At 68.4% G+C, this 25,322-nt stretch carries 26 protein-coding genes, 1 tRNA gene and 1 other RNA gene; 18 read left to right on the forward strand and 10 right to left on the reverse strand.

The annotated features are described in order from the left end of the window. Positions 1-70: 70 nt before the first annotated feature. The 5 genes from prfB to ftsX all read left to right on the forward strand — a co-directional run bounded on the left by prfB (position 71) and on the right by ftsX (position 4,249). Positions 71-1,186, forward strand: a complete 1,116-nt coding sequence (prfB, locus tag ACLBW1_RS14545) for a peptide chain release factor 2 (protein ID WP_447812526.1) — start codon at positions 71-73, stop codon at positions 1,184-1,186. Positions 1,187-1,192: 6 nt separating this feature from the next. After that, positions 1,193-2,122, forward strand: a complete 930-nt coding sequence (locus ACLBW1_RS14550) for a mechanosensitive ion channel family protein (protein ID WP_447812527.1) — start codon at positions 1,193-1,195, stop codon at positions 2,120-2,122. Then, positions 2,119-2,577, forward strand: coding sequence for a hypothetical protein (locus ACLBW1_RS14555; protein WP_447812528.1), 459 nt, complete (start codon positions 2,119-2,121; stop codon positions 2,575-2,577). Before ACLBW1_RS14550 ends, ACLBW1_RS14555 begins: the two co-directional genes overlap by 4 nt. Before the next feature lie 80 nt (positions 2,578-2,657). Continuing rightward, positions 2,658-3,344, forward strand: a complete 687-nt coding sequence (gene ftsE, locus ACLBW1_RS14560) for a cell division ATP-binding protein FtsE (RefSeq protein ID WP_434216987.1) — start codon at positions 2,658-2,660, stop codon at positions 3,342-3,344. Then, a complete protein-coding gene (gene ftsX / locus ACLBW1_RS14565) occupies positions 3,344-4,249 on the forward strand; it encodes a permease-like cell division protein FtsX (RefSeq protein WP_447812529.1) in 906 nt (301 codons plus the stop codon). The genes ftsE and ftsX overlap by 1 nt, the downstream gene beginning before the upstream one ends. Here ftsX and ACLBW1_RS14570 read toward each other — a convergent pair. Next, on the reverse strand, positions 4,246-4,764 hold the full coding sequence (locus ACLBW1_RS14570; RefSeq protein ID WP_447812530.1) for an N-acetyltransferase family protein: 519 nt from the start codon (positions 4,762-4,764) through the stop codon (positions 4,246-4,248). The two genes, ftsX and ACLBW1_RS14570, sit on opposite strands and share 4 nt — an antisense overlap. A gap of 131 nt (positions 4,765-4,895) precedes the next feature. Here ACLBW1_RS14570 and smpB point away from each other — a divergent pair, with 131 nt between their 5' ends. The 4 genes from smpB to ACLBW1_RS14590 all read left to right on the forward strand — a co-directional run bounded on the left by smpB (position 4,896) and on the right by ACLBW1_RS14590 (position 7,445). Then, the gene (smpB, locus tag ACLBW1_RS14575) at positions 4,896-5,375 is read left to right on the forward strand and encodes an SsrA-binding protein SmpB (protein ID WP_447812531.1); all 480 of its coding nucleotides are present in this window, start codon (positions 4,896-4,898) and stop codon (positions 5,373-5,375) included. A gap of 88 nt (positions 5,376-5,463) precedes the next feature. Further along, positions 5,464-5,831: a transfer-messenger RNA gene (gene ssrA / locus ACLBW1_RS14580) on the forward strand. Positions 5,832-5,931: 100 nt separating this feature from the next. Continuing rightward, positions 5,932-6,507 carry a hypothetical protein gene (locus ACLBW1_RS14585; protein ID WP_447812532.1) on the forward strand — a complete coding sequence of 192 codons (576 nt, stop codon included), beginning with the start codon at positions 5,932-5,934 and terminating at the stop codon, positions 6,505-6,507. A gap of 89 nt (positions 6,508-6,596) precedes the next feature. Beyond that, a complete protein-coding gene (locus ACLBW1_RS14590) occupies positions 6,597-7,445 on the forward strand; it encodes an aldo/keto reductase (protein ID WP_447812533.1) in 849 nt (282 codons plus the stop codon). A gap of 70 nt (positions 7,446-7,515) precedes the next feature. Here the strand turns inward: ACLBW1_RS14590 and ACLBW1_RS14595 are convergent, their stop codons facing one another. After that, a complete protein-coding gene (locus ACLBW1_RS14595) occupies positions 7,516-8,904 on the reverse strand; it encodes an alpha/beta hydrolase (RefSeq protein WP_447812534.1) in 1,389 nt (462 codons plus the stop codon). A gap of 76 nt (positions 8,905-8,980) precedes the next feature. Beyond that, on the reverse strand, positions 8,981-9,601 hold the full coding sequence (locus ACLBW1_RS14600) for an alpha/beta hydrolase (protein ID WP_447812535.1): 621 nt from the start codon (positions 9,599-9,601) through the stop codon (positions 8,981-8,983). Between the two features lie 170 nt (positions 9,602-9,771). Here ACLBW1_RS14600 and pgm point away from each other — a divergent pair, with 170 nt between their 5' ends. From pgm to ACLBW1_RS14615, 3 genes are all read left to right on the forward strand, one after another. After that, complete coding sequence (gene pgm, locus ACLBW1_RS14605; protein WP_447812536.1) at positions 9,772-11,412, forward strand: phosphoglucomutase (alpha-D-glucose-1,6-bisphosphate-dependent); 1,641 nt, start codon at positions 9,772-9,774, stop codon at positions 11,410-11,412. A gap of 92 nt (positions 11,413-11,504) precedes the next feature. Beyond that, positions 11,505-12,251: a DsbA family protein gene (locus ACLBW1_RS14610; RefSeq protein WP_447812537.1), complete on the forward strand. Its 747-nt coding sequence runs from the start codon at positions 11,505-11,507 to the stop codon at positions 12,249-12,251. A 109-nt stretch (positions 12,252-12,360) separates the two neighbouring features. Further along, positions 12,361-12,433, forward strand: a tRNA-Ala gene (locus ACLBW1_RS14615). A 295-nt stretch (positions 12,434-12,728) separates the two neighbouring features. On the opposite strand, the gene ACLBW1_RS14620 is transcribed toward ACLBW1_RS14615, so the two are convergent. Next, a complete protein-coding gene (locus tag ACLBW1_RS14620; RefSeq protein ID WP_447812538.1) occupies positions 12,729-13,070 on the reverse strand; it encodes a histone-like nucleoid-structuring protein Lsr2 in 342 nt (113 codons plus the stop codon). Positions 13,071-13,455: 385 nt separating this feature from the next. Between ACLBW1_RS14620 and ACLBW1_RS14625 the strand changes: the two genes are divergently transcribed. Next, the gene (locus ACLBW1_RS14625) at positions 13,456-14,946 is read left to right on the forward strand and encodes a DEAD/DEAH box helicase (RefSeq protein ID WP_447812539.1); all 1,491 of its coding nucleotides are present in this window, start codon (positions 13,456-13,458) and stop codon (positions 14,944-14,946) included. Between the two features lie 74 nt (positions 14,947-15,020). Here ACLBW1_RS14625 and ACLBW1_RS14630 read toward each other — a convergent pair whose 3' ends face one another. After that, the gene (locus ACLBW1_RS14630) at positions 15,021-15,596 is read right to left on the reverse strand and encodes a DUF4190 domain-containing protein (RefSeq protein WP_447812540.1); all 576 of its coding nucleotides are present in this window, start codon (positions 15,594-15,596) and stop codon (positions 15,021-15,023) included. 80 nt (positions 15,597-15,676) lie between these two features. Here ACLBW1_RS14630 and ACLBW1_RS14635 point away from each other — a divergent pair, with 80 nt between their 5' ends. The 4 genes from ACLBW1_RS14635 (at position 15,677) to ACLBW1_RS14650 (ending at position 19,296) form a co-directional block, all read left to right on the forward strand. Beyond that, positions 15,677-16,747 (forward strand): CobW family GTP-binding protein, encoded by a 1,071-nt coding sequence (locus tag ACLBW1_RS14635; RefSeq protein ID WP_447812541.1) that lies wholly within the window; start codon positions 15,677-15,679, stop codon positions 16,745-16,747. Beyond that, on the forward strand, positions 16,744-17,004 hold the full coding sequence (locus ACLBW1_RS14640; RefSeq protein ID WP_447812542.1) for a DUF3253 domain-containing protein: 261 nt from the start codon (positions 16,744-16,746) through the stop codon (positions 17,002-17,004). The genes ACLBW1_RS14635 and ACLBW1_RS14640 overlap by 4 nt, the downstream gene beginning before the upstream one ends. A 212-nt stretch (positions 17,005-17,216) precedes the next feature. Continuing rightward, positions 17,217-18,350: an N-acetylmuramoyl-L-alanine amidase gene (locus ACLBW1_RS14645; protein WP_447812543.1), complete on the forward strand. Its 1,134-nt coding sequence runs from the start codon at positions 17,217-17,219 to the stop codon at positions 18,348-18,350. A 28-nt stretch (positions 18,351-18,378) separates the two neighbouring features. Further along, on the forward strand, positions 18,379-19,296 hold the full coding sequence (locus tag ACLBW1_RS14650) for an SDR family oxidoreductase (protein ID WP_447812544.1): 918 nt from the start codon (positions 18,379-18,381) through the stop codon (positions 19,294-19,296). Here the strand turns inward: ACLBW1_RS14650 and nadE are convergent. Beyond that, a complete protein-coding gene (gene nadE / locus ACLBW1_RS14655; protein ID WP_447812545.1) occupies positions 19,282-20,112 on the reverse strand; it encodes an ammonia-dependent NAD(+) synthetase in 831 nt (276 codons plus the stop codon). The two genes, ACLBW1_RS14650 and nadE, sit on opposite strands and share 15 nt — an antisense overlap. A 40-nt stretch (positions 20,113-20,152) precedes the next feature. On the opposite strand from nadE, the gene ACLBW1_RS14660 reads away from it, so the two are divergent. Next, positions 20,153-20,926 (forward strand): fructosamine kinase family protein, encoded by a 774-nt coding sequence (locus ACLBW1_RS14660; protein WP_447812546.1) that lies wholly within the window; start codon positions 20,153-20,155, stop codon positions 20,924-20,926. Between the two features lie 6 nt (positions 20,927-20,932). On the opposite strand, the gene ACLBW1_RS14665 is transcribed toward ACLBW1_RS14660, so the two are convergent. The 4 genes from ACLBW1_RS14665 to ACLBW1_RS14680 form a co-directional block, all read right to left on the reverse strand. Then, positions 20,933-22,009, reverse strand: a complete 1,077-nt coding sequence (locus ACLBW1_RS14665; RefSeq protein ID WP_447812547.1) for a DUF6542 domain-containing protein — start codon at positions 22,007-22,009, stop codon at positions 20,933-20,935. A gap of 87 nt (positions 22,010-22,096) precedes the next feature. Then, positions 22,097-23,212 carry a DNA recombination protein RmuC gene (locus tag ACLBW1_RS14670; protein WP_447812548.1) on the reverse strand — a complete coding sequence of 372 codons (1,116 nt, stop codon included), beginning with the start codon at positions 23,210-23,212 and terminating at the stop codon, positions 22,097-22,099. 41 nt (positions 23,213-23,253) lie between these two features. Further along, a complete protein-coding gene (locus ACLBW1_RS14675) occupies positions 23,254-23,766 on the reverse strand; it encodes a methylated-DNA--[protein]-cysteine S-methyltransferase (RefSeq protein WP_447812975.1) in 513 nt (170 codons plus the stop codon). Between the two features lie 2 nt (positions 23,767-23,768). Then, positions 23,769-25,316: an AlkA N-terminal domain-containing protein gene (locus ACLBW1_RS14680; RefSeq protein WP_447812549.1), complete on the reverse strand. Its 1,548-nt coding sequence runs from the start codon at positions 25,314-25,316 to the stop codon at positions 23,769-23,771. Positions 25,317-25,322: the final 6 nt, after the last annotated feature.

Here is a 25,322-nt window from a genome sequence, read left to right on the forward strand (position 1 = left end):
CGACGCGACCCCCGCGCCCGTCGGCCCGCTGTGGGCCTCGGCCGTCGCGCAACACGTAGCCTGGTGAACCGTGCAACCCGACGTACAGACCGACCTCGACTCCCTCGACGCCACCTTGACCACGGTCGAGAAGGTGCTCGATCTCGAGGAACTGGCCCGCCGCATCGACGAACTCGAGCACCAGGCGGCTGATCCCGAGCTGTGGAACAACCAGGAACGCGCCCAGCAGGTGACCAGCGAGCTGTCGCACGCCCAGGGCGAGTTCCGCCGGGTGACCGCGCTGCGCCGTCGACTCGACGATCTGCCCGTCCTCTACGAACTCGCCGAGGACGAGGAGGGCGACGACCGCACCACGGGTCTCGCCGACGCCGACGCCGAGCGCGCCTCGCTTCGAGCCGACATCGAGGCGATGGAGGTCAAGACCATGCTCGCCGGCGAGTACGACGCCCGCGACGCCCTGGTCAACATCCGTTCCGGCGCCGGCGGTGTCGACGCCGCGGACTGGGCCGAGATGCTCATGCGCATGTACATCCGGTGGGCCGAGAAGCACGACTACGGCGTCGAGGTCTTCGACACCTCCTACGCCGAGGAGGCGGGTCTGAAGAGCGCGACCTTCGCGGTGAAGGGCCCGTACATGTACGGCACCCTCTCGATCGAGATGGGCACACACCGCCTGGTGCGGATCAGCCCCTTCGACAACCAGGGTCGCCGCCAGACCTCGTTCGCCGAGGTCGAGGTGTTGCCCGTGGTCGAGACGACCGACCACATCGACATCGACGAGAACGATCTCCGCGTGGACGTGTACCGGTCCTCGGGTCCGGGTGGACAGTCGGTCAACACCACCGACTCCGCGGTCCGCCTCACCCACGTGCCCACCGGCATCGTGGTCACATGTCAGAACGAGAAGTCGCAGCTGCAGAACAAGGTCGCCGCCATGAAGGTGCTGCAGGCCAAGCTGCTCGAGGTCAAGCGCAAGGAGGAGCGCGCCGAGATGGACGCCCTCAAGGGTGACGGCGGTTCCAGCTGGGGCAACCAGATGCGGTCCTATGTGCTGCACCCGTACCAGATGGTGAAGGACCTGCGGACCGAGTACGAGGTCAACAACCCGACCGCCGTCCTCGACGGGGACATCGACGGGTTCATCGAGTCGGGCATCCGTTGGCGGATGGCCGCGGCGGACGGATAGGGATCCATGCACCCATCCGTTCATCACCTCGCCTGGGCGCCGGCGGGCACCGACGACCTCGTCCGGACCCTGTCGCTGCGCGGGCTGCCGATCATCCTGCTGATCCTCGCGGCCCTGATCGCCACCCGAGCCATCCAATGGGCGACCGCGCGGATCACCGGTCGGATCGATCAGGGGTTCCGCAACAGCGACGAACTCGTCCGGTCGGAGTCGGAGAAGCATCGTCACTCGGTGGCACAGGTCATCTCGTGGGTCGCGATCGTGATCGTCTACCTGGTGGTCGCGTTCAACATCATCCGTCTGCTGAACGTCCCGATCACCGGGTTCGTGGCGCCGGCAACAGTTCTCGGTGCGGCGCTGGGTTTCGGTGCCCAGCGGATCGTGCAGGATCTGCTGTCGGGGTTCTTCATCATCACCGAGAAGCAGTACGGTTTCGGTGACGTGGTCGAACTGGCCGTCGCGGGCGGCATCCCACCCGCCGAGGGCACTGTGGAGGATGTGACGCTGCGCGTCACCAAGATCCGCTCATCGGACGGCGAGGTGATCACGGTGCCCAACGGGCAGATCATCAAGGCGATCAACCTCTCCAAGGACTGGGCGCGCTCGGTGGTCGACATCCCTCTGCCCGCGGGCGCCGACATCAGTCGCGTCAACGAGATCCTCAGCACCATCGGTGAACAGACCTTCGCCGATCCGCGGATGCGTCCCCTACTGCTCGACGCGCCGACGCCGATGGGGGTCACCGACATGGAGATCGACGAGGTCACCGTGCGCATCGTCGCGCGCACCCTGCCGGGCAAGCAGTTCGAGGTCAGTCGCGATCTGCGCTCGCGGATCGTGCGCGCCTTCGGACGCGCCGGCATCTCGCTGGCGCCCGGTGAAGCCATCCAGACCGGGGCGATGGGCGCCCCGGCGCAATCGGAGTCGAACACATGACCACGCCGGACGATTCGACGACGAACAACGCCGACTCCGCGTCGCCCGGGAAGACGCTGCTGCAGCGGATCCCGCGACACCTGTTCGGCGGCCGCCTCCGCACCACCACGGCGGTGCTGCTCATCGCGTTCGTCGGAGTGCTGGTGTTGTACGGCCAGCGCGCCGACCACTACAAGGCGATCGACGAACAGAACGCCGCCGCCTCTGCGACCCGCACCGCCGCGCCGCGCACCACCGAGGAGACCCCCGAGTACACGGCGCCGGCCACCACGCGGAGCTCGCTGCGCTCGTCGAGCAGCGCGCCGTCGACCACGTCGACCACCGGCACCGACCAGACGTCGCCCACCGACGGCTCGCAGCCGACCACGACCACCACCGCGCCCGGTTTCCAGCTGCCCACCATCCCGGGCCTCGTCCTGCCCGGGCAGACGCCCACCACGACCCCGGCGCGCTGAGGTGGCGTAACCGGTCGATCGCCGGACCGCACGGTGCGGGACACGGCTGTGGTGTGACTGTTGTGGCTAGACTGGCCGCCGTGATCAGCCTGGACAACGTCACGATGAAGTACAAGGCCTCCGGCAGACCCGCTCTGCAGGGCCTGACCCTCGACGTCGACAAGGGCGAGTTCGCGTTCCTGATCGGCCCGTCGGGCTCGGGGAAATCGACGTTCTTCCGGCTCCTGCTGAAAGAGGACAAGCCCACCAGCGGCGAGATCCAGGTCGGTCAGTTCCACGTCAACAAGCTGCCCAGCCGCCGGGTGCCGCTGCTCCGGCAGTCCATCGGATGCGTATTCCAGGACTTCCGGCTGCTGCAGCAGAAGTCCGTCGCCGCGAACGTCGCGTTCGCCCTCGAGGTGATCGGCAAGCCGCGCTCGACCATCGAACGTGTGGTCCCCGAGGTCCTCGAATACGTCGGCCTCGCGGGCAAGGCCGACCGCATGCCCTACGAGCTCTCCGGCGGCGAGATGCAGCGGGTCGCGATCGCCCGCGCCATCGTCAACCGTCCGCTGCTGCTTCTGGCCGACGAGCCGACCGGAAACCTCGACCCCACCACCAGCGAGGAGATCGTCGACGTGCTCGACCGGGTGAACCGCCGCGGCACCACCGTGGTGATGGCGACCCACGACCGCCACATCGTCGACGCCATGCGGCGCCGGGTGCTCGAGTTCGACATGGGCCGGCTCGTGCGTGACGACCAGCGCGGCGTGTACGGGGTCGGCTGATGCGCGCGAGTTTCATCCTCAGCGAGGTCCTCAACGGTCTGCGTCGCAACGTCACCATGACGATGGCGATGGTCCTCACCACCGCGATCACCCTCGCCATGTTCGGTGGCGGTCTGCTGGTGGTGCAGATGGCCGACAAGAGCCAGGACATCTTCCTCGACCGCGTCGAGATGCAGTTCTTCATCTCCGACACCGTCGCCGACGCCGATCCGGAGTGCCGGGCCGACCCGTGCGCGGGTCTGCGCAAGCAGATCGAGAACGAGTCCGGCGTCGAATCGGTGTCGTATGTCGACCGCGCCGAGGCGTTCCGCGATGCGAAGACCAAGACCTTCGCCAACAGCCCCGACATCGCGTCGATGATCCGCGAGAACACCCTGCCGGCATCGTTCAAGGTGCGGATGTCGGACCCGAACAGGTTCGGGGCCGTCCTCGACAAGTATCGGACGGCGAACGGGATCGACGGGGTGCTCGATCAGCGCGAGCTGGTCAAACGCATCTTCAGCGTGCTCGACGGCGCGCGCAACGCGGCCTTCACCATCGCGTTGGTGCTAGCCCTCGCCGCGATCCTATTGATCGCCAACATGGTCCAGGTGGCTGCCTACACGCGTCGCACGGAGGTCGGGATCATGCGGCTGGTCGGCGCGACCCGGTGGTACACACAGCTGCCGTTCCTGCTCGAGGCCGTGGTGTCGGCGTTCGTCGGGTCGCTGCTCGCCGTCGCGGGACTGTTCGGCGCGAAGACCCTGTTCTTCGACCGCGCACTCGGCGACCTCTACGGCGTGAACATCCTCGCCCGCATCACCCTCGGCGACGTCGTGTTCGTCTCGCCGTGGCTCGTGATCGCCGGGATCGGGCTCGCGACCATGACCGGATACGCGACGCTGCGGTTCTACGTCCGCATCTAGATCGGTCGTTCGAGCAGCACGACTTTCGTGTCGCGATGGAAGTGCGCCGGTAGATCGGCCAGGCGAACCCGGCGGAACCCGAGCGAGTCGTAGAAGGCGAGCAGCGTCGGGTTGTGGCTGACCGCGTCGAGGCGCAGCAGATCGAATCCGGCCTCGCGAGTGCGCAGAACCGACCACTCGATGAGCTCACGACCCCACCCGGATCCGGCGAACCCCCGGTCCACCATCAGGCCGTGGACGTATCCGGCGGGGGCATCGTCGGCACCCCAGAACAGTGGATCCGACCAGATCAGACGAATGCATGCCGCGACACGGCCGTCGACCTCGACCACGTTCCACTCCCCGTCGGGGACCTGCGCGGCCACGTCGTCGGCGGTGATCTCCCCGGGCGCCCACTGTTCGATGCCGTTCGCGGTCATCCAGCGCGCCAGATCGTCGCGCAGGGCGGCGATCACGGGGGCGTCGGCGAGAACAGCGGTCCGCACCGGCGGCAACGGGATGGAATGGCCGACCATGGACGTTATTGTGGCCTGCCGGTCGGCGCCGGAAGAAAACGATTACCGCCCGTGCGACCGCGGTCCGTAGGCTGGACATCCGGTCACGACGACCGACATGAGCACGTGAGACCAGGGGAGAAGGTGAGGACATGGCGAAGGAGAAGGGCCGCAAGGCCATCGCGACCAACCGCAAGGCACGCCACAACTACCTGATCCTCGACACCTACGAGGCGGGTGTCGCGCTGCTCGGAACCGAGGTGAAGAGCCTGCGTGACGGCAAGGCCTCGCTCGTCGACGCGTTCGCGACCATCGATAACGGCGAGGTGTGGCTCCGTGGCCTGCACATCGCCGAATATGGCAACGGGTCGTGGACCAACCACGCAGTGCGTCGCAACAGGAAACTGCTTTTGCACCGCCGCGAGATCGACGGTCTGTCGGGCAAGATCGCGACCGGGAACCTCACGCTGGTACCGCTGTCGATGTACTTCAACGACGGCAAGGTGAAGGTCGAACTCGCGCTCGCGCAGGGCAAGCAGGCCCACGACAAACGCCGCGCGATCGCCGAGCGCACCGCCGCGCGCGAGGTCACACGCGAACTGGGTCGGCGGGTCAAGGGCATGCCGGGTTGAGTCGGGCGGCCGACGGTGAAATCGGAATGAATTCGTCGGTGACGGTTGTTAGTATGAAGCGTCCGCTGCGTCAGGAGTGGGCACCTACGGGGCTGAACGGTTTCGACTTGGTTCATCTAAGTAGGGGAAGCGTGTCGGTGCAGGCGAGAGACCACCGTGAGCGTCATCGCAACCAATTAAGCGCCGATTCCAATCAGCGCGACTACGCCCTCGCCGCCTGAGCGAGTGCTGGTCTGTCGGCCCGGGTGTGCTCCCGCCCCGGGTACCGGCATCATCAAGGGAGCTCACCGTTCGGCTCGGTCGCGGAGTCGAACGGGACAACCAACAGCGACTGGGATCGTCATCTCGGCTTGTTCGCGTGACCGAGAGATCCGAGTAGAGGCGTAGCGAACTGCACACGGAGAAGCCCTACTGACATGACGAAGGACCCGGGTTCGATTCCCGGCAGCTCCACCGAACAGCAGCGGACCAGGACACCAGTCCTGGTCCGTTCTGCTGTGTAGAACAAGTGTGTCCCCGGTCGGTAACGCGGCGTACCACCCCGGCGATGTACGAGATGACCGATTCGTACACGAACGAAGGACATCCCACCGTGCGTCGACTGCCCGTGCTCGCAGCCACCCTGATCGCCCCCGTCGCCCTGCTCACCGCCTGCGGTTCCGACGAGGGATCCACCTCCGCCGAGTCGACCTCGGCCGTACCGATCACGAGTTCCGCGACCGCGGATACGCCCTCGCCGGCACCGGAGTCGTCGACCACCGCGACGAATGAGTCCGCTCCCGCGGCTGACGACGCCACCGGCGACGACACTGCGGTCGAGGAGACCGCATCGATCACACTGTCACCCCTGGGGAGCGACGCATGTGCGTTCGCCACGCCGGACGCGCTGATGGCCGCGTTGCGGTCGACTCCGGAGTTCGATCGGGTCGCACGGCCCACCGGGTTCCGCCGCATCCAGTGCTCTGCGCCCTTCGCCCTCGCATCCACATCGGGAACACCGCAGTCGTCGGGAGTCCTGTTCACCCGTGCCGGAGACGGCTGGACAGTCCTCGACGTCGGGTCGGCGATGCAGTGCGCCCAGTACGGCGTCACCGCGGCCCAGGCCGCCGCTCTGGAGGGGTGCGTCGTCTGAGGACGGCGGAATGCGAGTCCTCTGATGAGCGTTGACAACGATCGTGGGCCTGAGATCCGGGCCCTGATCAACCTCTTGGAGGACGCCCTATGACCTCGGTCCCGACCATTGCCCTCAACGACGGACGCAGCATCCCGCAGCTCGGATTCGGTGTGTTCCAGATCGAGCCCGGTGACACCGCGAAGGCCACCCGCCTCGCCCTGGAGACCGGCTATCGGCACATCGACACGGCGCAGATGTACGGCAACGAGGCCGAGGTCGGCGAGGGCATCCGGGACTCGGGCATCGCCCGCGACGACATCTGGGTGACGACGAAGCTCAACAACGGCTTCCACCGTCCCGACGACGCGAAGCGCTCGTTCGACGAGAGCCTGTCCAAGCTCGGGCTCGACCACGTCGACCTGTTCCTCATCCACTGGCCGCTGCCGACGCAGTACGACGGCGACTTCGTCACCACGTGGAAGACGCTCATCGAGTTCCAGAAGGAGGGACGCGCGAAGTCGATCGGCGTCTCCAACTTCCAGCCCGCGCACCTCGACCGCCTCGCGGCCGAGACCGATGTCGTGCCCGCGGTGAACCAGATCGAGGTGCACCCGTACTTCGCCAACACCGAGGCACGGAAGTACGGCGCCGAGCACGGCATCGCGACCGAGGCGTGGTCGCCGATCGCGCAGGGCAAGGTGCTCGACGACGAGACGATCAGCGCCATCGCCGAGCGCGTCGGGAAGTCGACCGCCCAGGTCACCCTGCGGTGGCACCTGCAGCACGACAACATCGTGTTCCCGAAGTCGGTCACCGAGTCGCGGGTCAAGGACAACTTCGACATCTTCGACTTCGAGTTGACCGCCGACGACATCGCGAAGCTCGACGGCCTCGACAAGGGTGAGGACGGCCGCACCGGCCCCAACCCCGACACGTTTGATTACATCCCTGACTGACCCATCCCGCGAACAGCAGCGCCCCGACGAGCATGTGTCGGGGCGCTGTTCTCGTACAGGCGAGTTGTGATCAGCCCACTGTTCCGGGGTCGATCCGGTTGTGCAGCCACGGCAGTGCTTCGGCGAACGACTGGGCGCCGAACGCCCACGTGTGTGGGCCCACGGCGTACCGCTCGGAGGTGGTGATGCCCACCGACCGGGCGATCGCGGACAGTTCGCGCGCCGCCTCGGCCTGACCCGAGACCACCGAACCGTCCTTGTTGCTGCGGTGGCCCTCGGACCGGAACCATCCCGAGACGCCGACATACATCCCGTGGGCGCGCATCACGGTGGCCGGATCGAAGCGGTCCCACGCCCGGCTGTCGCCGCCATAGAGGGCGTTGATGGTGCTCTGTTTGTCGCCGACGTTCGGACCGATGTCGCCGGAGATGTCTACGAACGTCGCGAACCGGTCGGGGTGCCGGACCACGAGATCGATCGCGCACGTCCCGCCCATCGACCATCCGACGACCGCCCAGTTGCGAGCGGCCGAGGCCGCCCCGAAACGGGAGATCACATAGGGGCGGACCTCGTCGGTGATGTGGGTGTCGACGTTGCCGCGGGGACCGTCGACGCACTCGGTGTCGGTGGTGAGATTGCCGCTCGGATCGACAAGCACCAGGATCGGCGCGCGACCGCCGTGGTCGCGCGCGTAGGCGTCGGAGATGGCCAGCGCGTCGCCGCTGCGTACCCAGTCCTGCGGGGTGTTCACGACGCCGCCGATCATGATCACCGCCGGCAGGGGCGGGGGAGTTGCGCCGGTGAACCAGGCCGGCGGCAGGTAGACGTACTCGGTGCGGGGATGGAAACGGCTGATGGAGCTCGGGGTGCGAATGGCGACGACCCGCCCGTTCTTCACCGTCTCGGGGCGATTGCGGAAGGTGGCGAGCTTGGCGACCGTCGTCTCGTTCGGCAACGGTTGCGCGGTGAGACCCGCGACCGCGCGATCGAGGGTGGGGTAGTAGCCCGACCACTGATTGACCGACAGGGCCAGACAGAACACCGCCAGCGGGATGGCGAACGCCATCGACACGTGCTGCCACCACCGACCCGATCGGATGCCGATGATGGTCAACATCAGAACCGCCGACCCGACCGCCGTCCAGACCCAGAACAACGTCGGCGCGGAATCCGGTGACAGTCCGCGCGCGTCGAGGATCACGTAGACGATCACCGCGACGACCGCGCCGACGGCGGCCGCGACCGGCACCCACACCACGCGCCACCGTCGGGTCCGCCAACCGATGGCTGCGAGGACCACTGCCACGGTCACCACCTCGACGACGGTCGGGAACCAGCCCGACAGGAGGTGGATCACGATGCCGGAACTGTGTCCGGGCGGGGTGTACGACCATGCCAGCACACTCGTCGGGCCACCCGACACCAGACGGTCGGCGCCGACCGTGACCACAGAACTCACCTGATGATGATGCAACCGGCGGCTGTCGGGATGCTGTGAATCCGAGAAGGAAACGCCGTCATCGTGGTGGGGCTGATCACAGCTTGTCGTCCACGTGACGAACGCGCGTGTCGGAGACCCCGTCGAGGGCCTCGGCGACGAAGTCGAGCGCGGTCCGCTGCCACCAGAGCACATGGTCGAGCATCGCGTGACCGCCGTCGGGGACCGGGATGTAGGTCGCGTCGAGCCCGCGTTCGCGGAGCTCGGCGACGCCGCGTTCGGTGCGGTGCGGATAGGTACGGGTGTCGGCGGTGCCGTGCATGGCGACGACCCGGACACCGGCGTGGATGTGGCGCCAGTCCGCGAACTGCCACCACGGCGCCAACGCCAGCAGACCGTGGACACGCTCGTCGTCGGCGAGCTGCGCCGCCACCCGGCCACCCATCGAGTGTCCGATCAGATGGACGGGCACACCCGGATGGCGCTGCGTCATCCGCTCGAGTGCGGCACGGGCGTAGGGCATGGGGCTGTTCTGCCCGCCGTTCCACCCGTAGACCCGATAACGCACCTGGTGCACCGCAACCCGCCCCGGGAATCGCGCGGCGACGGAGCCGGTGAAGGGGTACATCCGCAGCGCCGACGGCGACCGCCACGACGACGGTGCGTAACTGATGTCGGTGCCTCCCGGCAGCACCAGGACGATCGCCTCCGTCGCCATCGCCGCCCCCCTCGTGTGCACTCCGGCCGTGAACGGTCACAACCATCCCCGGTTGCCGTTGGCCGGACAGTATCCGTGTGCCGACACTACCGAGTGGCGATCTTTGGCAGAATCCTCGCCAGCGCAGCTGTGTTCGCGCGCGGACGATCAGCGAAGGAATCAGACTCCCCATGGCGCACGAGCGGGCCGGCACACCGGCACTTCCCGAAGATCTCGTCGACGTCGGCGCGCTCGAGGATGCCTACTACTCGACGGTGCCCGACCCGGACGACCCGCTGCAGCAGGTCGTGTTCGGTACCTCCGGCCATCGTGGATCGAGCTTCGACGCCGCGTTCACCGAATCGCACATCATCGCGACCACCGCGGCGATCGTCGACTACCGGCGTGGTGCCGGCATCGACGGGCCACTGTTCATCGGTCTCGACACCCACGCCCTGTCGCGCCCGGCATGGCGCACGGCGATCGAGGTCCTCGTCGCGGCCGGTGTGACGGTGATGGTCGACGACCTCGACCGCCACACCCCGACACCGGCGCTGAGCCACGCCATCATCGTGCACAACGCGGGTACCGGTCCGCGGGCCGATGGGATCGTGGTGACGCCGTCGCACAACCCGCCCCGCGACGGTGGGTTCAAGTACAACCCGCCCGACGGCGGACCGGCGGGGTCGGACATCACCGGTCCCATCGCCGCGCGGGCCAACGAGTTGTTGCGGTCGGGTGTGGGCGCGGTGCCGCGGGTCCCGTTCGAGCGGGCCGTGGCCGGCGACCTGGTCGTGAAGTACCCGTACAGCACCACCTACGTCGACAACCTCAAGAAGGTCGTCGACATGGACGCGATCCGCTCGGCCGGCGTCCGCATCGGCGCCGACCCGCTCGGCGGCGCGTCGGTGGGGTACTGGGCCGAGATCGGTTTCATGTACAGCCTGGCCGAGCTCACCGTCGTCAACCCGACCGTCGACCCGCAGTTCGGGTTCATGACGCTCGACACCGACGGCAAGATCCGGATGGACTGCTCGTCGCCGAACGCCATGGCCTCGCTCATCGCGGTGCGTGACTCCTACGACATCGCCACCGGCAACGACGCCGACGCCGACCGACACGGCATCGTCACCCCCGACGGCGGGTTGATGAACACGAACCACTTCCTGGCCGTCGCCATCGACTACCTGTTCACCCACCGGCCCGACTGGAACTCCTCGGCCGCGGTCGGCAAGACACTCGTGAGCTCGTCGATGATCGACCGCGTCGTCGCCTCGATCGGCCGTCGCCTCGTCGAGGTGCCCGTCGGGTTCAAGTGGTTCGTTCCCGGCCTCATCTCCGGCGACATCGCCTTCGGCGGCGAGGAGAGTGCCGGCGCCTCGTTCCTGCAACGCGACGGCGGTGTGTGGTCGACCGACAAGGACGGCATCATCATGGCGCTGCTGGCGTCGGAGATCCTGGCGGTGACAGGGAAGACGCCCTCGCAGCGTTATACCGAGATGGTCGAGGAGTTCGGCAATCCCTCGTACGCGCGGATCGACGCACCGGCGAGCCGGGCGCAGAAGGCGGTGCTCGCGGGGTTGTCGGCCTCCCAGGTGTCGGCGACGTCGCTGGCCGGCGAACCGATCACCGCGATCCTCACCGAAGCGCCCGGCAACGGGGCCGCGATCGGCGGACTGAAGGTCGTCACCGAGAACGCATGGTTCGCCGCACGACCCTCGGGAACCGAGGATCTCTACAAGATCTACGCCGAATCCTTCACCGGACCCGAGCATCTCGCGACCGTGCAGTCCGAGGCGCAGGCGCTCGTCGATTCGGTGCTGCAGGCCTGAGTGTCCTCGGTGACACCCCGCCGCCGCATGCCGGTCGGCGGGGCCACGGATGACTCAGATTCTTCTCAGTCGGGGTTGTCTATCGTGTGGGCATGAGCAAGCCGAACCGGCCGCCGGTCAAGCGGGGTCCGAGCTACAAGCCCAGCGCCACCTCGAGCCGCAGCACATACCTGCTGGTCGGGGTCGCGGTGGTCGTGATCGCCGTGGTCGTCGTCGGTGGGGTGATCTGGAACAGCCAGCGCGACAAGGGCAGTGCCGATCAGAACGTCCTCGCCCAGAACGCCAGTCTCATCATCGGGCGGGCCGATGCGCCGCACACCATCGACGTGTTCGAGGACTTCCAGTGCCCGTACTGCAAGCAGTTCGAGGCGTCGTCGGGGCAGACCATGGTCGATGCCGCCAAAGCGGGAACCCTGCGGGTTCGCTATCACCTGCTCACGTTCCTCAACCGCAACTCCGGGTCGGGTGACTACTCGTCGCGGGCCGCCGGCGCGGCGTTGTGCGTCGCCCGCGCAGGCGATCAGGACACGTTCCTGAAGTACCACACCAAGCTCTACGACGAGCAGCCCGCCGAGGGCGGCGACGACCCCGACAACGCCGAACTCGCCCAGAAGGCGGCCGCGGTCGGGGCCTCGACGCAGACCCAGCAGTGCATCGCGAACGGTTCGGCTGTCGCCGAGGCGAACACCTCTGCCCAGCAGTCGCTCACGCAGCTCAGCAAGGCCCTGGGCGGCCAGGCGGGTACTCCGACGGTGCTCTCCGGCGGTCAGGCCGTCTCCGGCATCCTCGACGGTCCGCAGTGGGTGCAGCAGCTCGTCGAGGGGAAGTCGCAGAGCTGAGCTCCCGACCGGTCGTGCGCGGCAGGGATTTGGTCGCTCGTCTCGCGATGGTGTAATTTCTCCACGGACGCAACGGTGATGGAAACGGTGCGTGTACACAACTCAACACGGGGCTATGGCGCAGCTGGTAGCGCACCACACTGGCAGTGTGGGGGTCAGGGGTTCGAATCCCCTTAGCTCCACTTTTCCCGACGTTCTCGTCGTCGGATCCACTCATCCGTCTCATCGGATCACCTGTAAAGGTGACATCGAGGGTTTTCCCTCTCTTCTCCTCCGCTTCTGCTTCTTCGTGTGTGGATGGAGTACGGATGCGGGTCGCGTCGCGCGACGGTCTCTTTTCGACGCATCGTTTGATCGCACTGCTCCGCCCCGACGACACGTGCACGACAAAAAGGCCACCCGGATCGTGGAACGATGCCGGATGGCCTTGTGGGCGCGACTACGGCTTTCGCCGACACATCGCGATCACGGTGTGGTTCAGTGGGCAGCTTCGAAGGCCTCGACGACCTCGATCGGGATGCGACCCCTGTTGCTGACCTCGTAGCCATTGCTGTTGGCCCAGTCGCGAATTGCCTGTGTCTGCTCCTTGGACCGTGTGGCGCCGCCGGTGGCGGTGGGACGCTTCAGGCCACGCCGACCCGCCACCGAACGTGACACCTCGGCGTACTTCTCCAGGGAATCGCGGAACTGCTGTGCATGCTTGGGTGATGTGTCGAATTCGTACTGGCGTCCATCGAGTGACCACCGCACCGTTTCGAATTCATCCAGAACCTTGCCGTCGATGTCGTCAATGAACTGAACTATCTGCTTCTTGGCCATGCTCGGGTGGATCCCTTCGAAGATCTTCGGTCTGTCAAGCAGAAGATTAGATGACAACAATCATTTCGGCAATCAATTGCTATTTATCGCGCGTCGTCGATGATCGGGATGTCACCGGAGAAGTGTGCGAGAACGATCCACAACAATTAACTTTTCTCTCGTACAAATCGCACGAAACGGATGGTGAAACCGGACCGATGCTCAGTTGTCGCGAATAGTGAAGTGCGCCGTGGTGTGTCGCACGCGACTCCCCGGCGATCACAACATGTGACGATCGTCGGCTACTGTGGTCAGGAAAGCTTCGCCCGTCACCGGGCGACTTGCGTCGTAGAACGCTTCTTCACCGCCGATTCTCGGTGAGTCGATTCCTTCGTACGGCGAACGAATGCGCACACCTGCGTGTTCGCCACCGACTTCATGTGCGCACCAGCGCACCGTAGCGCCGCCGTGGAGTCCACTGCCCGAAAGGCTTCTTGTGAGCAACACCGAATTCAGCACGCTCGGCGTGCCCGCGCCCATCCTCGCCGCACTCGCGGCCGACGGTAAGACCACGGCGTTCCCGATCCAGGTCGACACCCTCCCGGACACCCTCGCCGGCCGCGATGTCCTCGGTCGCGGCAAGACCGGTTCCGGCAAGACCCTCGCGTTCTCGATCCCGCTCGTCGCCCGCATCGCGGCCGATGGCACCGGTGGCACCCGTCGTCGGGGCCGTCCGCGTGCGCTCGTGCTCGCCCCGACACGCGAACTCGCGACCCAGATCTCGGCCGTCGTCGAGCCGCTGGCCGCCGCGTACGGCATGCGCGCCACCACGATCTTCGGCGGGATCAACCAGAAGCGGCAGGTCGACGCCCTCAACGGCGGCGTCGACATCGTCGTCGCCTGCCCGGGGCGCCTCGAGGATCTTCTCGAGCAGCGGCACCTCACCCTCGACGAGGTCGAGTTGACTGTGATCGACGAAGCCGACCACATGGCCGATCTCGGGTTCCTTCCCGCGGTCACCCGCATCCTCTCGAAGACCCCGGCCAACGGGCAGCGACTGCTGTTCTCGGCGACCCTCGACAACGGGGTCGACAAGCTGGTCAAGCGATTCATGCACAACCCGGTGATGCATTCGGTCGACGAGGCGAACTCGCCCGTCGCCGCGATGACCCACCACGTGTTCGAGGTCGCCGACACCGGCGCCAAGAACGACCTGGTGGAGGTGCTCGCATCGGGAACCGGCCGCCGGATCCTGTTCATGCGCACCAAGCACCAGGCCAAGAAGCTCGCGAAGAAGCTCACCAGCGCGGGTATCCCGGCCGTGGATCTGCACGGAAATCTCTCGCAGCCGCAGCGCGATCGGAACCTCGCCGCGTTCGGTGAGGGCTCGGTGAAGGTGCTCGTCGCGACCGACGTCGCCGCCCGTGGCGTGCACGTCGACGATGTCGAGCTCGTCATCCACGTCGATCCGCCGGCCGAGCACAAGGCCTACCTGCACCGCTCGGGCCGTACCGCGCGGGCGGGCAACGCCGGTGACGTGGTCACCATCGCGCTGCCCGAACAGCGCACCGACCTGCGTCGCCTCCTGAAGAAGGCGGCGATCGACGTCGCCCCCAGTCGCGTCACCGCGTCATCGGCCGCGGTCACCGATCTCGTGGGTGACATCGCCGAGCGCATCGCGCCGGCCCCCGAACCCATCCGCACCCAGGTCGCCGCCGGCCGCGGCCCCCGCGGTCCCCGTCAGGGTGGCGCACCGCGCACCGGTGCCCGGGGTGGCTCGGGTCGTCGCGGAGGTGGCGCAGGCGGTTCCTCCGCCGGTGGCCGCGGCCGCCGGTCGGCGTCGTCGCACGCCGGCGGATCGGGTGCGCGACGCCCCGATCACGCCCGCACCGTCTGATACGACTTTCGCGACCCGATACGACGACGAACGCCCGGACCTGCAGGGGTCCGGGCGTTCGTCGTCTGCAGACCTCAGGCGCTCGAGGACGCCGCGATCAGCGCGATCAACACGATGACGAGCACGATGATCGTCAGAGCGATGGCGACCCACCCCAGTACGCGACCGGCCACGGCCATGCCACGGCCCTCCTGCGACCCGTTGGCCGCGTCGATCTCCGCGAGGGCGATGTTGGCCAGGATGACCGCCGGGATGCCGACGAACAGCAGGCAGGTGAGGAACGACGCGATGCCGCAGACGAGTGCGGCAATCGCCTTGCCGTTGGTCGTCGCCGCGACCGGTGTCCCGTAGGGGTTCAGGTACGCCGGTGCCCCGCCACCTGCCTGCGGGTAGGGCGCTCCCGTGTACTGGGCCTGTCCGTACTGCGGCACTCCGTACTGGGGCTGCCCGTACGGGGCCTGTCCGTAGGCGGGATCGGGCTGACCGCTCGCGGTGTTCTGGGGGTATCCGTACCCGGTGTCCGCGGCTGGGGGATACCCGTAGCCGGTTCCCTGGCCCGCGGAATCGTCACGACCGGGGTCGGTTCGCTTCTCCAGCGACGGGGGCGAGGTCCCGTCCTCGGGCCCGGGATCGGAGGGCGGATATGTCATGTCGTCCTCCTCGGACGTCGTGGATGACCTGGTCTGGTGCCTGCGAGCATACGGCTGATCCCGTTTGTATCCTCGACCCTGTGAGCGCGCAGAGGAACCGGGCCGTCCCGGTCATCGTGGTCGCGGGATTCCTGGGCGCGGGCAAGACCACACTGCTCAACCACGTCCTGCGCACCGCCGCCGGTCGTCGAATCGGTGTGGTGGTCAACGACTTCGGAGCGGTGTCCATCGATGCACTACTCGTCGCCGGCGCTGTCGACGGTGCCGTCACGTTGGGCAACGGATGCATCTGCTGCACCGTCGACGCCGACTCCCTCGAGTCGGTCCTGGCCGGACTGGTGGCGCCGTCGGCCGGCCTCGACGCCGTCGTGATCGAGGCCAGCGGACTCGCCGAACCGACCACGCTCGTGCGGATGGTCACCGCCGCCGCCGGACCCCGGATCACCTACGGCGGCCTGATCTACCTCGTCGACGCCGAACACATCGAACAGACCCGATCCCGCCACCCCGAGATCGACCGGCACATCGCGATCGCCGACCTCGTGCTGGTCAACAAATCCGACCGGGTCACCCCCGAGGTGCTCGCCGATGTCACGGCGTCGCTGCGGGATCTGAACCCGACCGGGGCGCTGCACGTCACCGATCACTCCGCCGTCGACACCGCCCTGCTCTTCGACCCGGTCGAACGCGCCGCCGACACCGGTCCGCGGCAACTCGAGCTCGCCGATCTCCTCGATGAACACGCCGGTGAACACGACGGCGGGGCCGACACCCCGCACGACCACCACCATCTCCACGACGGCTACCAGTCCGTCGCGTTGACCGTCGACGATCCGCTCGATCCCCGTCGACTCGCGGTCTTCCTCGAGCGACCCCCGGCGGGTACCTACCGCGTGAAAGGGGTGACGCACTTCGACGTCGCGGGCCACCGCGGAGCGTTCTCGGTGCACGCGGTCGGAGGGCACGTCACCGTGGCCGACATGCCCGCCGACCATCCGCGCTCGACCGACCTGATCGTCATCGGGTCCGGGCTCGACGCCGAAGCCGTGCACCGCGAACTCGCGACGCTGGTCCGTGGCGACGAATCCGTCGACCGGCAATCGATGCTGGCGGTCACGCGGTACCGCACGCAGCGCAGGCGGGCGTCGTGAGTCCCGAACCCGCCGACGCGGATCTCGAGCAGGCCATCCGCGACCTGCTCGACCGCCGCGCGGTCACCTCGTCGATCTGTCCGTCCGATGTCGCCCGCGCGGTGCGACCCGACGACTGGAGGCCCCTGATGGAGCCGGTCCGGCAGGCGGCGACGCGACTGATGGCGGCCGGCGAGGTCCAGATCACCCAGCGTGGCGAGGTCGTCGACCCGACGACCGCGCGCGGTCCGATCCGCATCCGACGGCCACGCGACTGACCTCCACCGTCGGCGCGGCCAACGATCGTGCATCGTCTCGGTCACGTCCGGGCAACGAAAAGCCGCTGCCGCCGAACGGGTGAGGGCGCAACTCTCGACTACTGGTTCACTGTTACTGATGTGGCGCGTGTGACTCACGCGTGCCGACAGCAACCGTGATCGACGAGAGGAGCGCCGCAGTCGACCGTGTCCGAGTCCCTGCGCACCCGCCCATGATCTCTTCCCCCCGCCTGTCCACCACCCGCACCCGCCGCTCCGCGATCGGTGCCGCCACGGTGATGATCACCGCCAGCATGATCTGCGTTCCGTCGATCGCCTCGGCGGCCCCCGCGGTACCCGCCCCGGCGCCGTCCGTCCCCACCCCGGCACCGGCCACCCCCGCACCCGAGAAGAAGGACGCGCTCGCCGGCAAGACCGTCTTCCTCGATCCCGGCCATCAGGGCTCGGCCGTCGGACACGACCTCCGCAAGCAGGTCGCCGACGGGCGCGGCGGCAAGAAGGACTGCCAGACAACCGGTGCGACAGGTGTGAACAAGGCCGCCGAGCACACCGTCAACTGGGATGTGGTGTCACTGGTGAAGGCGGGCCTCGAGAGCCAGGGCGCGAAGGTCGTGCTCAGTCGCCCCGACGACACCGGGTGGGGCGGCTGCGTCGACGAGCGCGCCGCCGCTGCGAACGCTTCGAAGGCCGACGTCGCGGTGAGCGTGCACGCCGATTCGACGTCGGCGGCGGCCGACCCGGCCAAGAAGGGCTTCCACATCATCGTGCCGCAGCTGCCGGTACCCGACGCCGCGGTCAGCGCCGTGCAGGCGACCACCGGTCGCACCGCGGCGAACCTCATGCGCGACGCGTTCCTGAAGGCAGGCTTCCCGGGCGCCAACTACGCCGGTGTCACCAACGGCATCCAGACCCGCGCCGACATCGCCGCGGTGAACCTCACCAAGGTCCCCGCGGTGTTCATCGAGATGGGCAACCTCTCGAACCCGCAGGAGGCCGACGCCCTGGCCGCGAAATCGGGTCAGGTCAAGTACGCGGTGGCGATCATCGACGGCATCGTCAAATACCTGCTGTCGACCCCGTCGGCCAACCGGCTGAGCCCGAGTCTCCCTCAGGGCAGCCAGAACTCACCGGCCACCGGGGAGGCGCCGGCCGCGCCGAACACGAACGGCATCGACCTGAGCGGACTGCAGGCGATCGTCCCGCTCATCGGTCAGCTCATCGACAGCAAGGACCCGACGGCGATCCTGACGCTGCTGCAGGGCCAGGGGCAGGACGCGTCGTCGCAGATCCTCAAGTCGCTGCTGTCGGTGGTCTACTCGCTCTTCGGCGGAAAGCTGCCCTTCTGACCCCCACCGAGGCCGATAGGCTGGATCCATGAGCGTCCGGGAACTGCTTGTCATGCGCACCCCCGTCCCGACCCTCGCCGGACGCGCCGTCCTGGTGACCGGTGCGGCGAGCGGGATCGGCCGGGCCACCGCCATCGCGGCGGCCGACGCCGGTGCGCGGTTGGTCCTCACCGACATCGACGGCCCCCGACTGACCGAGGCGGTCACCGAGATCACCGGGCGCGGCGGGCGCGTCCTGTTCTCGCAGGCCGGCGACGTGAGCGACCACGGGTGGGTCAGCGAGTTCGCCGCGGCCGTGGAGGCCGAGCACGGGACGATGGACGTGGTGATGAACATCGCCGGGGTGTCGGCCTGGGGCACGGTGGAGAACCTCCGGCACGAGACGTGGCGCAAGATGGTCGACATCAACCTGATGGGCCCCATCCACATCATCGAATGCTTTGTGCCGCAGATGGTCCGACGCGGATCCGGGGGCCATCTGGTGAACGTGTCGTCGGCCGCGGGGCTGATGGCGCTGCCCTGGCATGCCGCCTACAGCGCCAGCAAATTCGGCATCCGCGGCGTTTCGGAGGTGCTGCGGTTCGATCTCCGGCGCCATCGGATCGGCGTCTCTCTGGTGTGTCCCGGCGCTGTCGCCACACCGTTGGTCGGCACCGTCGACATCGCGGGTGTCGACACCAGCGATCCACGGATCGTGGCCGCCGTGCGTCGTTTCGAGAAGCGTGCCGTGACCCCTGAGCGTGCGGCGCAGGCCATCATCGCCGGCGTCACCCGCAACCGATGGATGGTGTACACCTCGACCGACATCCGCCTGGGGTACTGGGTGTCGCGCAAGTTCGCGTTGCCCTACGAGATCGCCATGCGCGTCGCCAACGACCAGTTCGATCGCTTGGCCCGCGCGACCTCAGGGTCTGCCCGCGGAGACGGCCGGTCAGTTCGGCGCTGACCACCACGTGTCGAACGGCGTGACCGGAACGGTCCGCTTGTGGCGTGTGCGGACGAACAGACCCTCGATGGTCTCGGCGACCTCGTCGGGGACGTCGTGGCCCTCGAGGTAGTCGTCGATCTGGGCGTAGGTCACGCCTAGCGCCTCCTCGTCGGGCAGGGCCGGACGATCGTCCTCGAGGTCGGCGGTCGGGACCTTCGCGGTCACCGAGTCCGGCGCACCGAGGTGGCGCAGGATCTGCGCGCCCTGTCGTTTCGTGAGACCCGTCAACGGGGTGAGGTCGACGCCACCGTCGCCGTACTTGGTGAAGAACCCGCTGACGGCCTCGGCCGCGTGATCGGTTCCCACCACCAGCAGCGAGTGCTGCCCGGCCAGGGCGTACTGCGTCACCATCCGCACGCGCGCTTTGATGTTGCCGCGCACGAAGTCTCGCAACGGTTCACCCAGGGCGTCGCCCGCGACCGAACCGATCGCATCGGAGCCGGGTTTGACGTTGGTGACGACCGTGCGGTCGGGACCGATGAACTGCAACGCGATCTGTGCGTCGGATTCGTCGGCCTGCTCGCCGTAGGGGAGGCGCACCGCGACGAAGGTGGCATCGCCACCGCCGGCACGTATCTCTTCGACGGCCTGCTGGCAGAGCTTCCCGGTCAGCGAACTGTCCTGTCCGCCACTGATCCCCAGCACGAAGCCGGCCGCACCACTCGCCGCGAGGTATCCGGTGAGGAAGTCGACGCGACGTCTGATCTCGGCGTCGGGATCGATCTCGGGGAGCACCTCGAGTTCGGCGATGATGGACTTCTGGAGCGGCCGCATCACTTCATGGTAGCCAGTGTCGGCGTGGCACGCTGAGGTCGTGAACGCAGATCACGCGGCTCCCGCGCACATCAAGACCCGCGCCTGCGCCCACCCCGACTTCTTCGCCGCCGAGGCCGCGGGGTTGCGCTGGCTCGCCGCGGCCGGCGCGCCGGTGGTCGAGGTGATCGAGGTGGGGCGGGAGCGGATCGTGCTGTCCCGCCTGACGCAGGCGCGACCCGATCGCGCGGCGGCGGAGAGGTTCGGCCGCACACTGGCCGCCGTGCACGCGGCGGGTGCGGAATCGTTCGGTGCGAAGCCTGCCGACTTCGACGGGCAGGTGTTCATCGGCAACCGCCCGATGGCGTGTCGGCCCGAGGCGTCGTGGGGCCGGTTCTACGCGAGCCAGCGGGTGGGTGATTTCCTCGGCGTCGCGGTCGAGGCGGGAAATCTCACCGCGGCCGACGAACGGGACACGCGTGCGGCGTGCGACCGCATCGCCTCCGGCGAGTTCGATGACGACGAACCGCCGGCGCGGCTGCACGGCGACCTGTGGAACGGCAACGTCATGTGGACGCCCGACGGTGTGGTGCTCATCGATCCCGCGGCACACGGGGGTCATCGCGAAACCGATCTCGCGATGTTGGCGCTTTTCGGGTGTCCACAACTCGAGGCGGTCGTCGAGGGTTACCAGGCGGTGCATCCGCTGCGGACCGGTTGGCGCGAGCGGGTGGCTCTGCACCAGCTGCACCCGTTGGCGGTGCATGCGGCCGGCCACGGCCCGGGCTATGGGCGCGCGTTGGGGGAGGCGGCGCGTGCCGTGCTCACGTCGTGAGCACGATCAGGGGTTGACCCCGCGGTAACGAGCACGGGGGATCGGTGGCAGATCGCCGGGGCGCGGGGCGTCGTCGCGACTCGGCGGCGGTCGACGGCGACCGGTGCCGTCACCGCGCGGCGGGACCTCGCGTTCGTTGCGGGGGACGAGCAGATCGCGTTCGCCCCGCGGCGGCGGCCGGCGGCGGGCCGCCTCGTCGTCACGGCGGCGGGCCGCATCCTCGTCACGTCGGCGGGCTGCTTCGTCGTCACGTCGGCGGGTGGCGTCGTCGGCTGCGGATCGGCGCGGCGCGGGTGCGTCCCATCGCGACGCCGGTGTCGGGGCGATGTCTGGGCGCCGGCCGACCGGTACGGGTGCAGGTGTCGAACGACCCCGGCCCGAGGGGGAGCGTTCGGATGCGGACGGGCGATCGGCGGCCGGTGTGCGGTTGGTGACCCGGGTGGGTTCGTCGGCGACGCGACGTGAGCGCGTGCGTTCCGGCTCGGCGGTGCCGGGGACGCCGCTGCGGGCGGTGGAGCGACGGGTCGTGCGGGTTGCGGGATCGGTCTCCGACCGCCGGCCCTTCGCGGTGGCCGCGGCTCGTGTACCGGTGCGGGTGGCCGACTTCGCCGCGTGGTGACGGGCCGATCGCTTGGGGGTGGAGTCCGGGCGGCGTCGGGTGAGCACCGCGCGGCCCACCCCGAGGACGGCGACCGCGATGAAGGTCCAGGCCATCAGTGGGAAGGTCTTCGCGATGGGCAGCATCACGTTGAGGATGAGTTGCCGCATGCCCGAGCCAGAGTCGGCCTTGAGCAGGTAGAGGGTGACCAGCGCGACGCCGAAGGCGATGAGCGGGGGTTGGGAGATCGCGGTGAACAGCGATCGCCGGCGCACGGCGAGGACGGCGGCCACGCAGCCGATGAAGTACAGGATGCGGTAGGTGGTGGAGAGTCCCTCGGTGTTCGACGCGTCGATGACCGCGCCCGCGACGGTCGGCACCAGTGCGATGAGGACCGCACCCCACCAGGGCACGCCGCGGACCGTCGGCAGTACCGATTGCTGTTCGGTGGGGATCCCCGAACGCGTCTGTTGGGCAGAGAACACAGGTAGACGGTACCGGGTGGATCGTCGATCACGGCTCCGGCGACCCCGCGCGCCTCGCCGCAACGGATCACCGGGTGCGGTGCGCGGTCAGCCTGCGTCGCTGTTGCGCACCGCCCGGATGGTCGCGTCGACGGCCGGGGTGGTGTGCGGTGCGTCGTCGGCCGCGCCGTAGAACGCGTCGAGTTCGCCCAGTTTGCGCGCGGTGACCAGCACCCGCGACTCCATCGCCCCGACGGTCGCGTTGAACGATTCCACCGCTTTCCCGATCGAACCGCCCAGGCGGTCGAGGTGGCCGGTCAGGGTCCCCAACCGGTGGTACAGCTCGCGGCCGAGCGCGTGGATCTGCTCGGCGTCGCGGGCCATGGCGTCGTCGCGCCAGGTGAGCGCGACGGTCTTGAGGAGCGCGATGAGGCTCGACGGTGTCGCGATCACCACGTTGCGGCCGAAGGCGTATTCGACGAGATCCGGATCCATCCGACAGGCGGCCTCCAGGATGGGATCACCCGGTACGAACAGCACCACCATCTCCGGCGTGCGGGCCACCGCCCGCCAGTACTGTTTGCCCGCCAGGGCGGTGACGTGGGCGCGCAGTGCGCCCGCGTGATCGGTGAGCAGCCGCCGCTCGCGACTCACGTCGTCGGTGGCGACCGCGTCGAGATAGGCCTGTAGGGGGACTTTCGCATCGACGACGATGTCGCGGTCCGACGGCAGGTGCACCACGAGGTCGGGGCGCAGTCCCGACTCGGTGGTGAACTGAGGTGAGAAGTCGCAGTACCGCGTCATGCCGGACGCCTCCACCACCTTCTGCAGGTGCATCTCGCCCCAGCGTCCGCGCAGCTGCGGGGTGTGCAGCGCATTGGCCAGCCGCTGTGTGTACGACCCCAGCTGGGCCGACGCGGATCGCATGCCGCTGACCTGTTCACTCAGTCCGGCGAACGAGCTGATGCGAGAGCGTTCGGTACGGGCGAGCTCGTCGGCGAGTCGGCCGAGGGTGTCGTGCAGTGGTTCGACTATCGACGCGACCTGCGTGCCGATCGCCCCGGATTGCCGACGGGCGGCGTCCTCGCTCGCGGCGGCCAGTGCCTGTGTCAGGAGTGCGTGGCTCTCGCGGATCGCCGCCGACCGCGCGGCGTACACCCACCACCCGGCGGCGAACCCGATGGCGATGCCGATGACCGCGGCGACGACTGTGCTGACACTCATGTGTCACATGGTGCACAAGGGGTCCGACAGGGCCGACCGACTCAGGCCGCGTCGGCCTTCGCGTACCTCGCCTCGTGGGCGATGAGCGCCGCCTTGCGCTCGAGCCCGTAGCGGAAACCGCCGAGGGTGCCGTCGCGGCGTTGGACGCGATGACACGGCACGAACAGGGCCGCGGCGTTGCGCGCACACGTGGCGGCGGCCGCGCGGTGGGCCTCACCCTTGCCCGCCCGCTCGGCGAGCTCGGCGTAGGTGACCTGGCGGCCGGGGGTGACCTTGCGCAGCACGTCCCAGGCGTGGGTCACGAACGGTCCCGACTGCTGTCGGACCGGGATCTCGTCGATCGCTGCGAGATCGCCCTCGTCGTATCGGAGCAGTGCGGTGGTCACCTCGCCGAGATCGTCGACGCGGACGAGTTCGTGGGGACGGAGCTCGGCGTTGATCAGTGCGCGCAGGTACTCCGGATCCTCGGTCCAGCCCGAGGCGAGGACGGTGCCCGCGCGGACGATGGTGGTGAACGCGCCGGTGTCCAGGGTGGTGGTGGACCAGTGGGCGATGGTCATGATGTCTCCTCGTGTGTCGTGGATGTCGTACTCGGACGTTCGCCGTGCAGCAACGGTTCCGTCTCCCGTAGAGCGTCGTGCCACAGGTGCATCGACACGTACGACCGCCACGGCGACCATCGCCGCGTGTCGGTGAGATCGAGACCGAGGTGGTCGGCCCGGCGGCGCAGGATGAGGTCGGTGTCGAGCAGGACGTCGGGATCGCCGAGGACGCGCATCGCCACATAGTCGGCGGTCCACCGCCCGATACCGGGCAGGGCCATCAGGTGTTCGCGCATCTCGTCGGCCGCGACGCCGGTGTGCAGAACGATCCCGCCCTCGGCCACGGTGCGGGCCGCGGCGAGGATCGACGCGACGCGCCGCTTCGGTCCGGTCAGCACCGTGTGGCCGTTCTCGGCGATGGCGGCAGGGGTGGGGAACAGGTGCGTCACCGGGGCATTCCCCACGTCCGGGCCCAGAGGCTCGCCGAGGGCGGCGACGAGTCGTCGACCGTGGGTGCGTGCGGCGGCCAGACTGATCTGTTGGCCGAGCATGGTGCGGATCAGCGTCTCGAACCCGTCGACCGCGCCGGGTACCCGGATGCCGGGCCGGCGCGCCACCAGAGGGGCGAGTTCGGGGTCGCCGCCAAGCGCATCGTCGACCGCGACGATGTCGGCGTCGAGGTCGAGCAGTCGCCGCAACCGGTGGACGGCCGTACCGAGGTCGCGAACGCCGACGCCGCTGATGTCAGCGCTCACGTGGTCGGGGTGCATGGTCAACGAGGCGGTCGCGGCCCCGGCGGGCAGCGCCAATGACCGGTGGTAGGTGGTGCCGTCGAAATGTTCGAGGCCCTCGATCACGTGGCCCGCGAGGAACCAGGTCAGCCATTCCGGGGAGAACGGTGCCCGGACCGGCAGTCTCAGCCGCACGCGTAGTGCCGGGCGGTCGGTGTCGGGAACGCTGTCGCGGGCGGCGGTGCCCGAGCGGCGACGTCGCATCTCGCCGGGTGTGCTCGCGAAGACCTCGCGCACGGTGTCGTTGAACTGCCGCACGCTCGCGAATCCCGACGCGAAGGCGATGTCGGCCATGGGCATCGAGGTGCACTCGATGAGGATCCGCGCGTTCGTCGCCCGGTGTGCGCGGGCCAGGGCGAGCGGTCCGGCCCCGAGTTCCTCGGTGAGCACCCGGTTGAGGTGTCGCGGCGAATACCCGAGAGCTGCCGACAACCCGTCGACGCCGTCACGATCGACGAGTCCGTCGCCGATGAGGCGCATGGCCCGTGAGGCGAGGTCGCCGGAGAGGTTCCAGCGGGGCGAGCCCGGTACCGCGTCGGGCAGACATCGCCGGCAGGCGCGGAAACCGCCCTGCTGGGCCGCGGCCGCGGTCACCACGAAGTCGACGTTCTCGGCGCGCGGGGTGACGGCCGGACACGACGGACGACAGTAGATGCCGGTGGTCCGGACGGCGACGAAGAACTGACCGTCGAACCGGCTGTCGCGCGCGGACACCGCGCGATAGCAGCGGTCGAAGTCAAGGTCGGGCGACGTGGCCACCGCGGGTGTCATGACTCC

It is taken from the genome of Williamsia sp. M5A3_1d (assembly GCF_053345315.1).

What these genes read in the sequence shown, in the direction of transcription:
- smpB (WP_447812531.1), top strand. Translation starts at nt 4,896, where the DNA reads ATGGCGAAGGAGAAGGGCCGCAAGGCCATCGCGACCAACCGCAAGGCA.
- ACLBW1_RS14645 (WP_447812543.1), top strand. Translation starts at nt 17,217, where the DNA reads ATGATCTCTTCCCCCCGCCTGTCCACCACCCGCACCCGCCGCTCCGCG.
- ACLBW1_RS14590 (WP_447812533.1), top strand. Translation starts at nt 6,597, where the DNA reads ATGACCTCGGTCCCGACCATTGCCCTCAACGACGGACGCAGCATCCCG.
- ACLBW1_RS14650 (WP_447812544.1), top strand. Translation starts at nt 18,379, where the DNA reads ATGAGCGTCCGGGAACTGCTTGTCATGCGCACCCCCGTCCCGACCCTC.
- ACLBW1_RS14670 (WP_447812548.1), bottom strand. Translation starts at nt 23,212, where the DNA reads ATGAGTGTCAGCACAGTCGTCGCCGCGGTCATCGGCATCGCCATCGGG.
- ftsX (WP_447812529.1), top strand. Translation starts at nt 3,344, where the DNA reads ATGCGCGCGAGTTTCATCCTCAGCGAGGTCCTCAACGGTCTGCGTCGC.
- ACLBW1_RS14600 (WP_447812535.1), bottom strand. Translation starts at nt 9,601, where the DNA reads ATGGCGACGGAGGCGATCGTCCTGGTGCTGCCGGGAGGCACCGACATC.
- ACLBW1_RS14620 (WP_447812538.1), bottom strand. Translation starts at nt 13,070, where the DNA reads ATGGCCAAGAAGCAGATAGTTCAGTTCATTGACGACATCGACGGCAAG.
- pgm (WP_447812536.1), top strand. Translation starts at nt 9,772, where the DNA reads ATGGCGCACGAGCGGGCCGGCACACCGGCACTTCCCGAAGATCTCGTC.
- ACLBW1_RS14680 (WP_447812549.1), bottom strand. Translation starts at nt 25,316, where the DNA reads ATGACACCCGCGGTGGCCACGTCGCCCGACCTTGACTTCGACCGCTGC.
- ACLBW1_RS14550 (WP_447812527.1), top strand. Translation starts at nt 1,193, where the DNA reads ATGCACCCATCCGTTCATCACCTCGCCTGGGCGCCGGCGGGCACCGAC.
- ACLBW1_RS14630 (WP_447812540.1), bottom strand. Translation starts at nt 15,596, where the DNA reads ATGACATATCCGCCCTCCGATCCCGGGCCCGAGGACGGGACCTCGCCC.
- ACLBW1_RS14610 (WP_447812537.1), top strand. Translation starts at nt 11,505, where the DNA reads ATGAGCAAGCCGAACCGGCCGCCGGTCAAGCGGGGTCCGAGCTACAAG.
- ACLBW1_RS14570 (WP_447812530.1), bottom strand. Translation starts at nt 4,764, where the DNA reads ATGGTCGGCCATTCCATCCCGTTGCCGCCGGTGCGGACCGCTGTTCTC.
- ACLBW1_RS14625 (WP_447812539.1), top strand. Translation starts at nt 13,456, where the DNA reads ATGCGCACACCTGCGTGTTCGCCACCGACTTCATGTGCGCACCAGCGC.
- nadE (WP_447812545.1), bottom strand. Translation starts at nt 20,112, where the DNA reads ATGCGGCCGCTCCAGAAGTCCATCATCGCCGAACTCGAGGTGCTCCCC.
- ACLBW1_RS14585 (WP_447812532.1), top strand. Translation starts at nt 5,932, where the DNA reads ATGACCGATTCGTACACGAACGAAGGACATCCCACCGTGCGTCGACTG.
- ACLBW1_RS14555 (WP_447812528.1), top strand. Translation starts at nt 2,119, where the DNA reads ATGACCACGCCGGACGATTCGACGACGAACAACGCCGACTCCGCGTCG.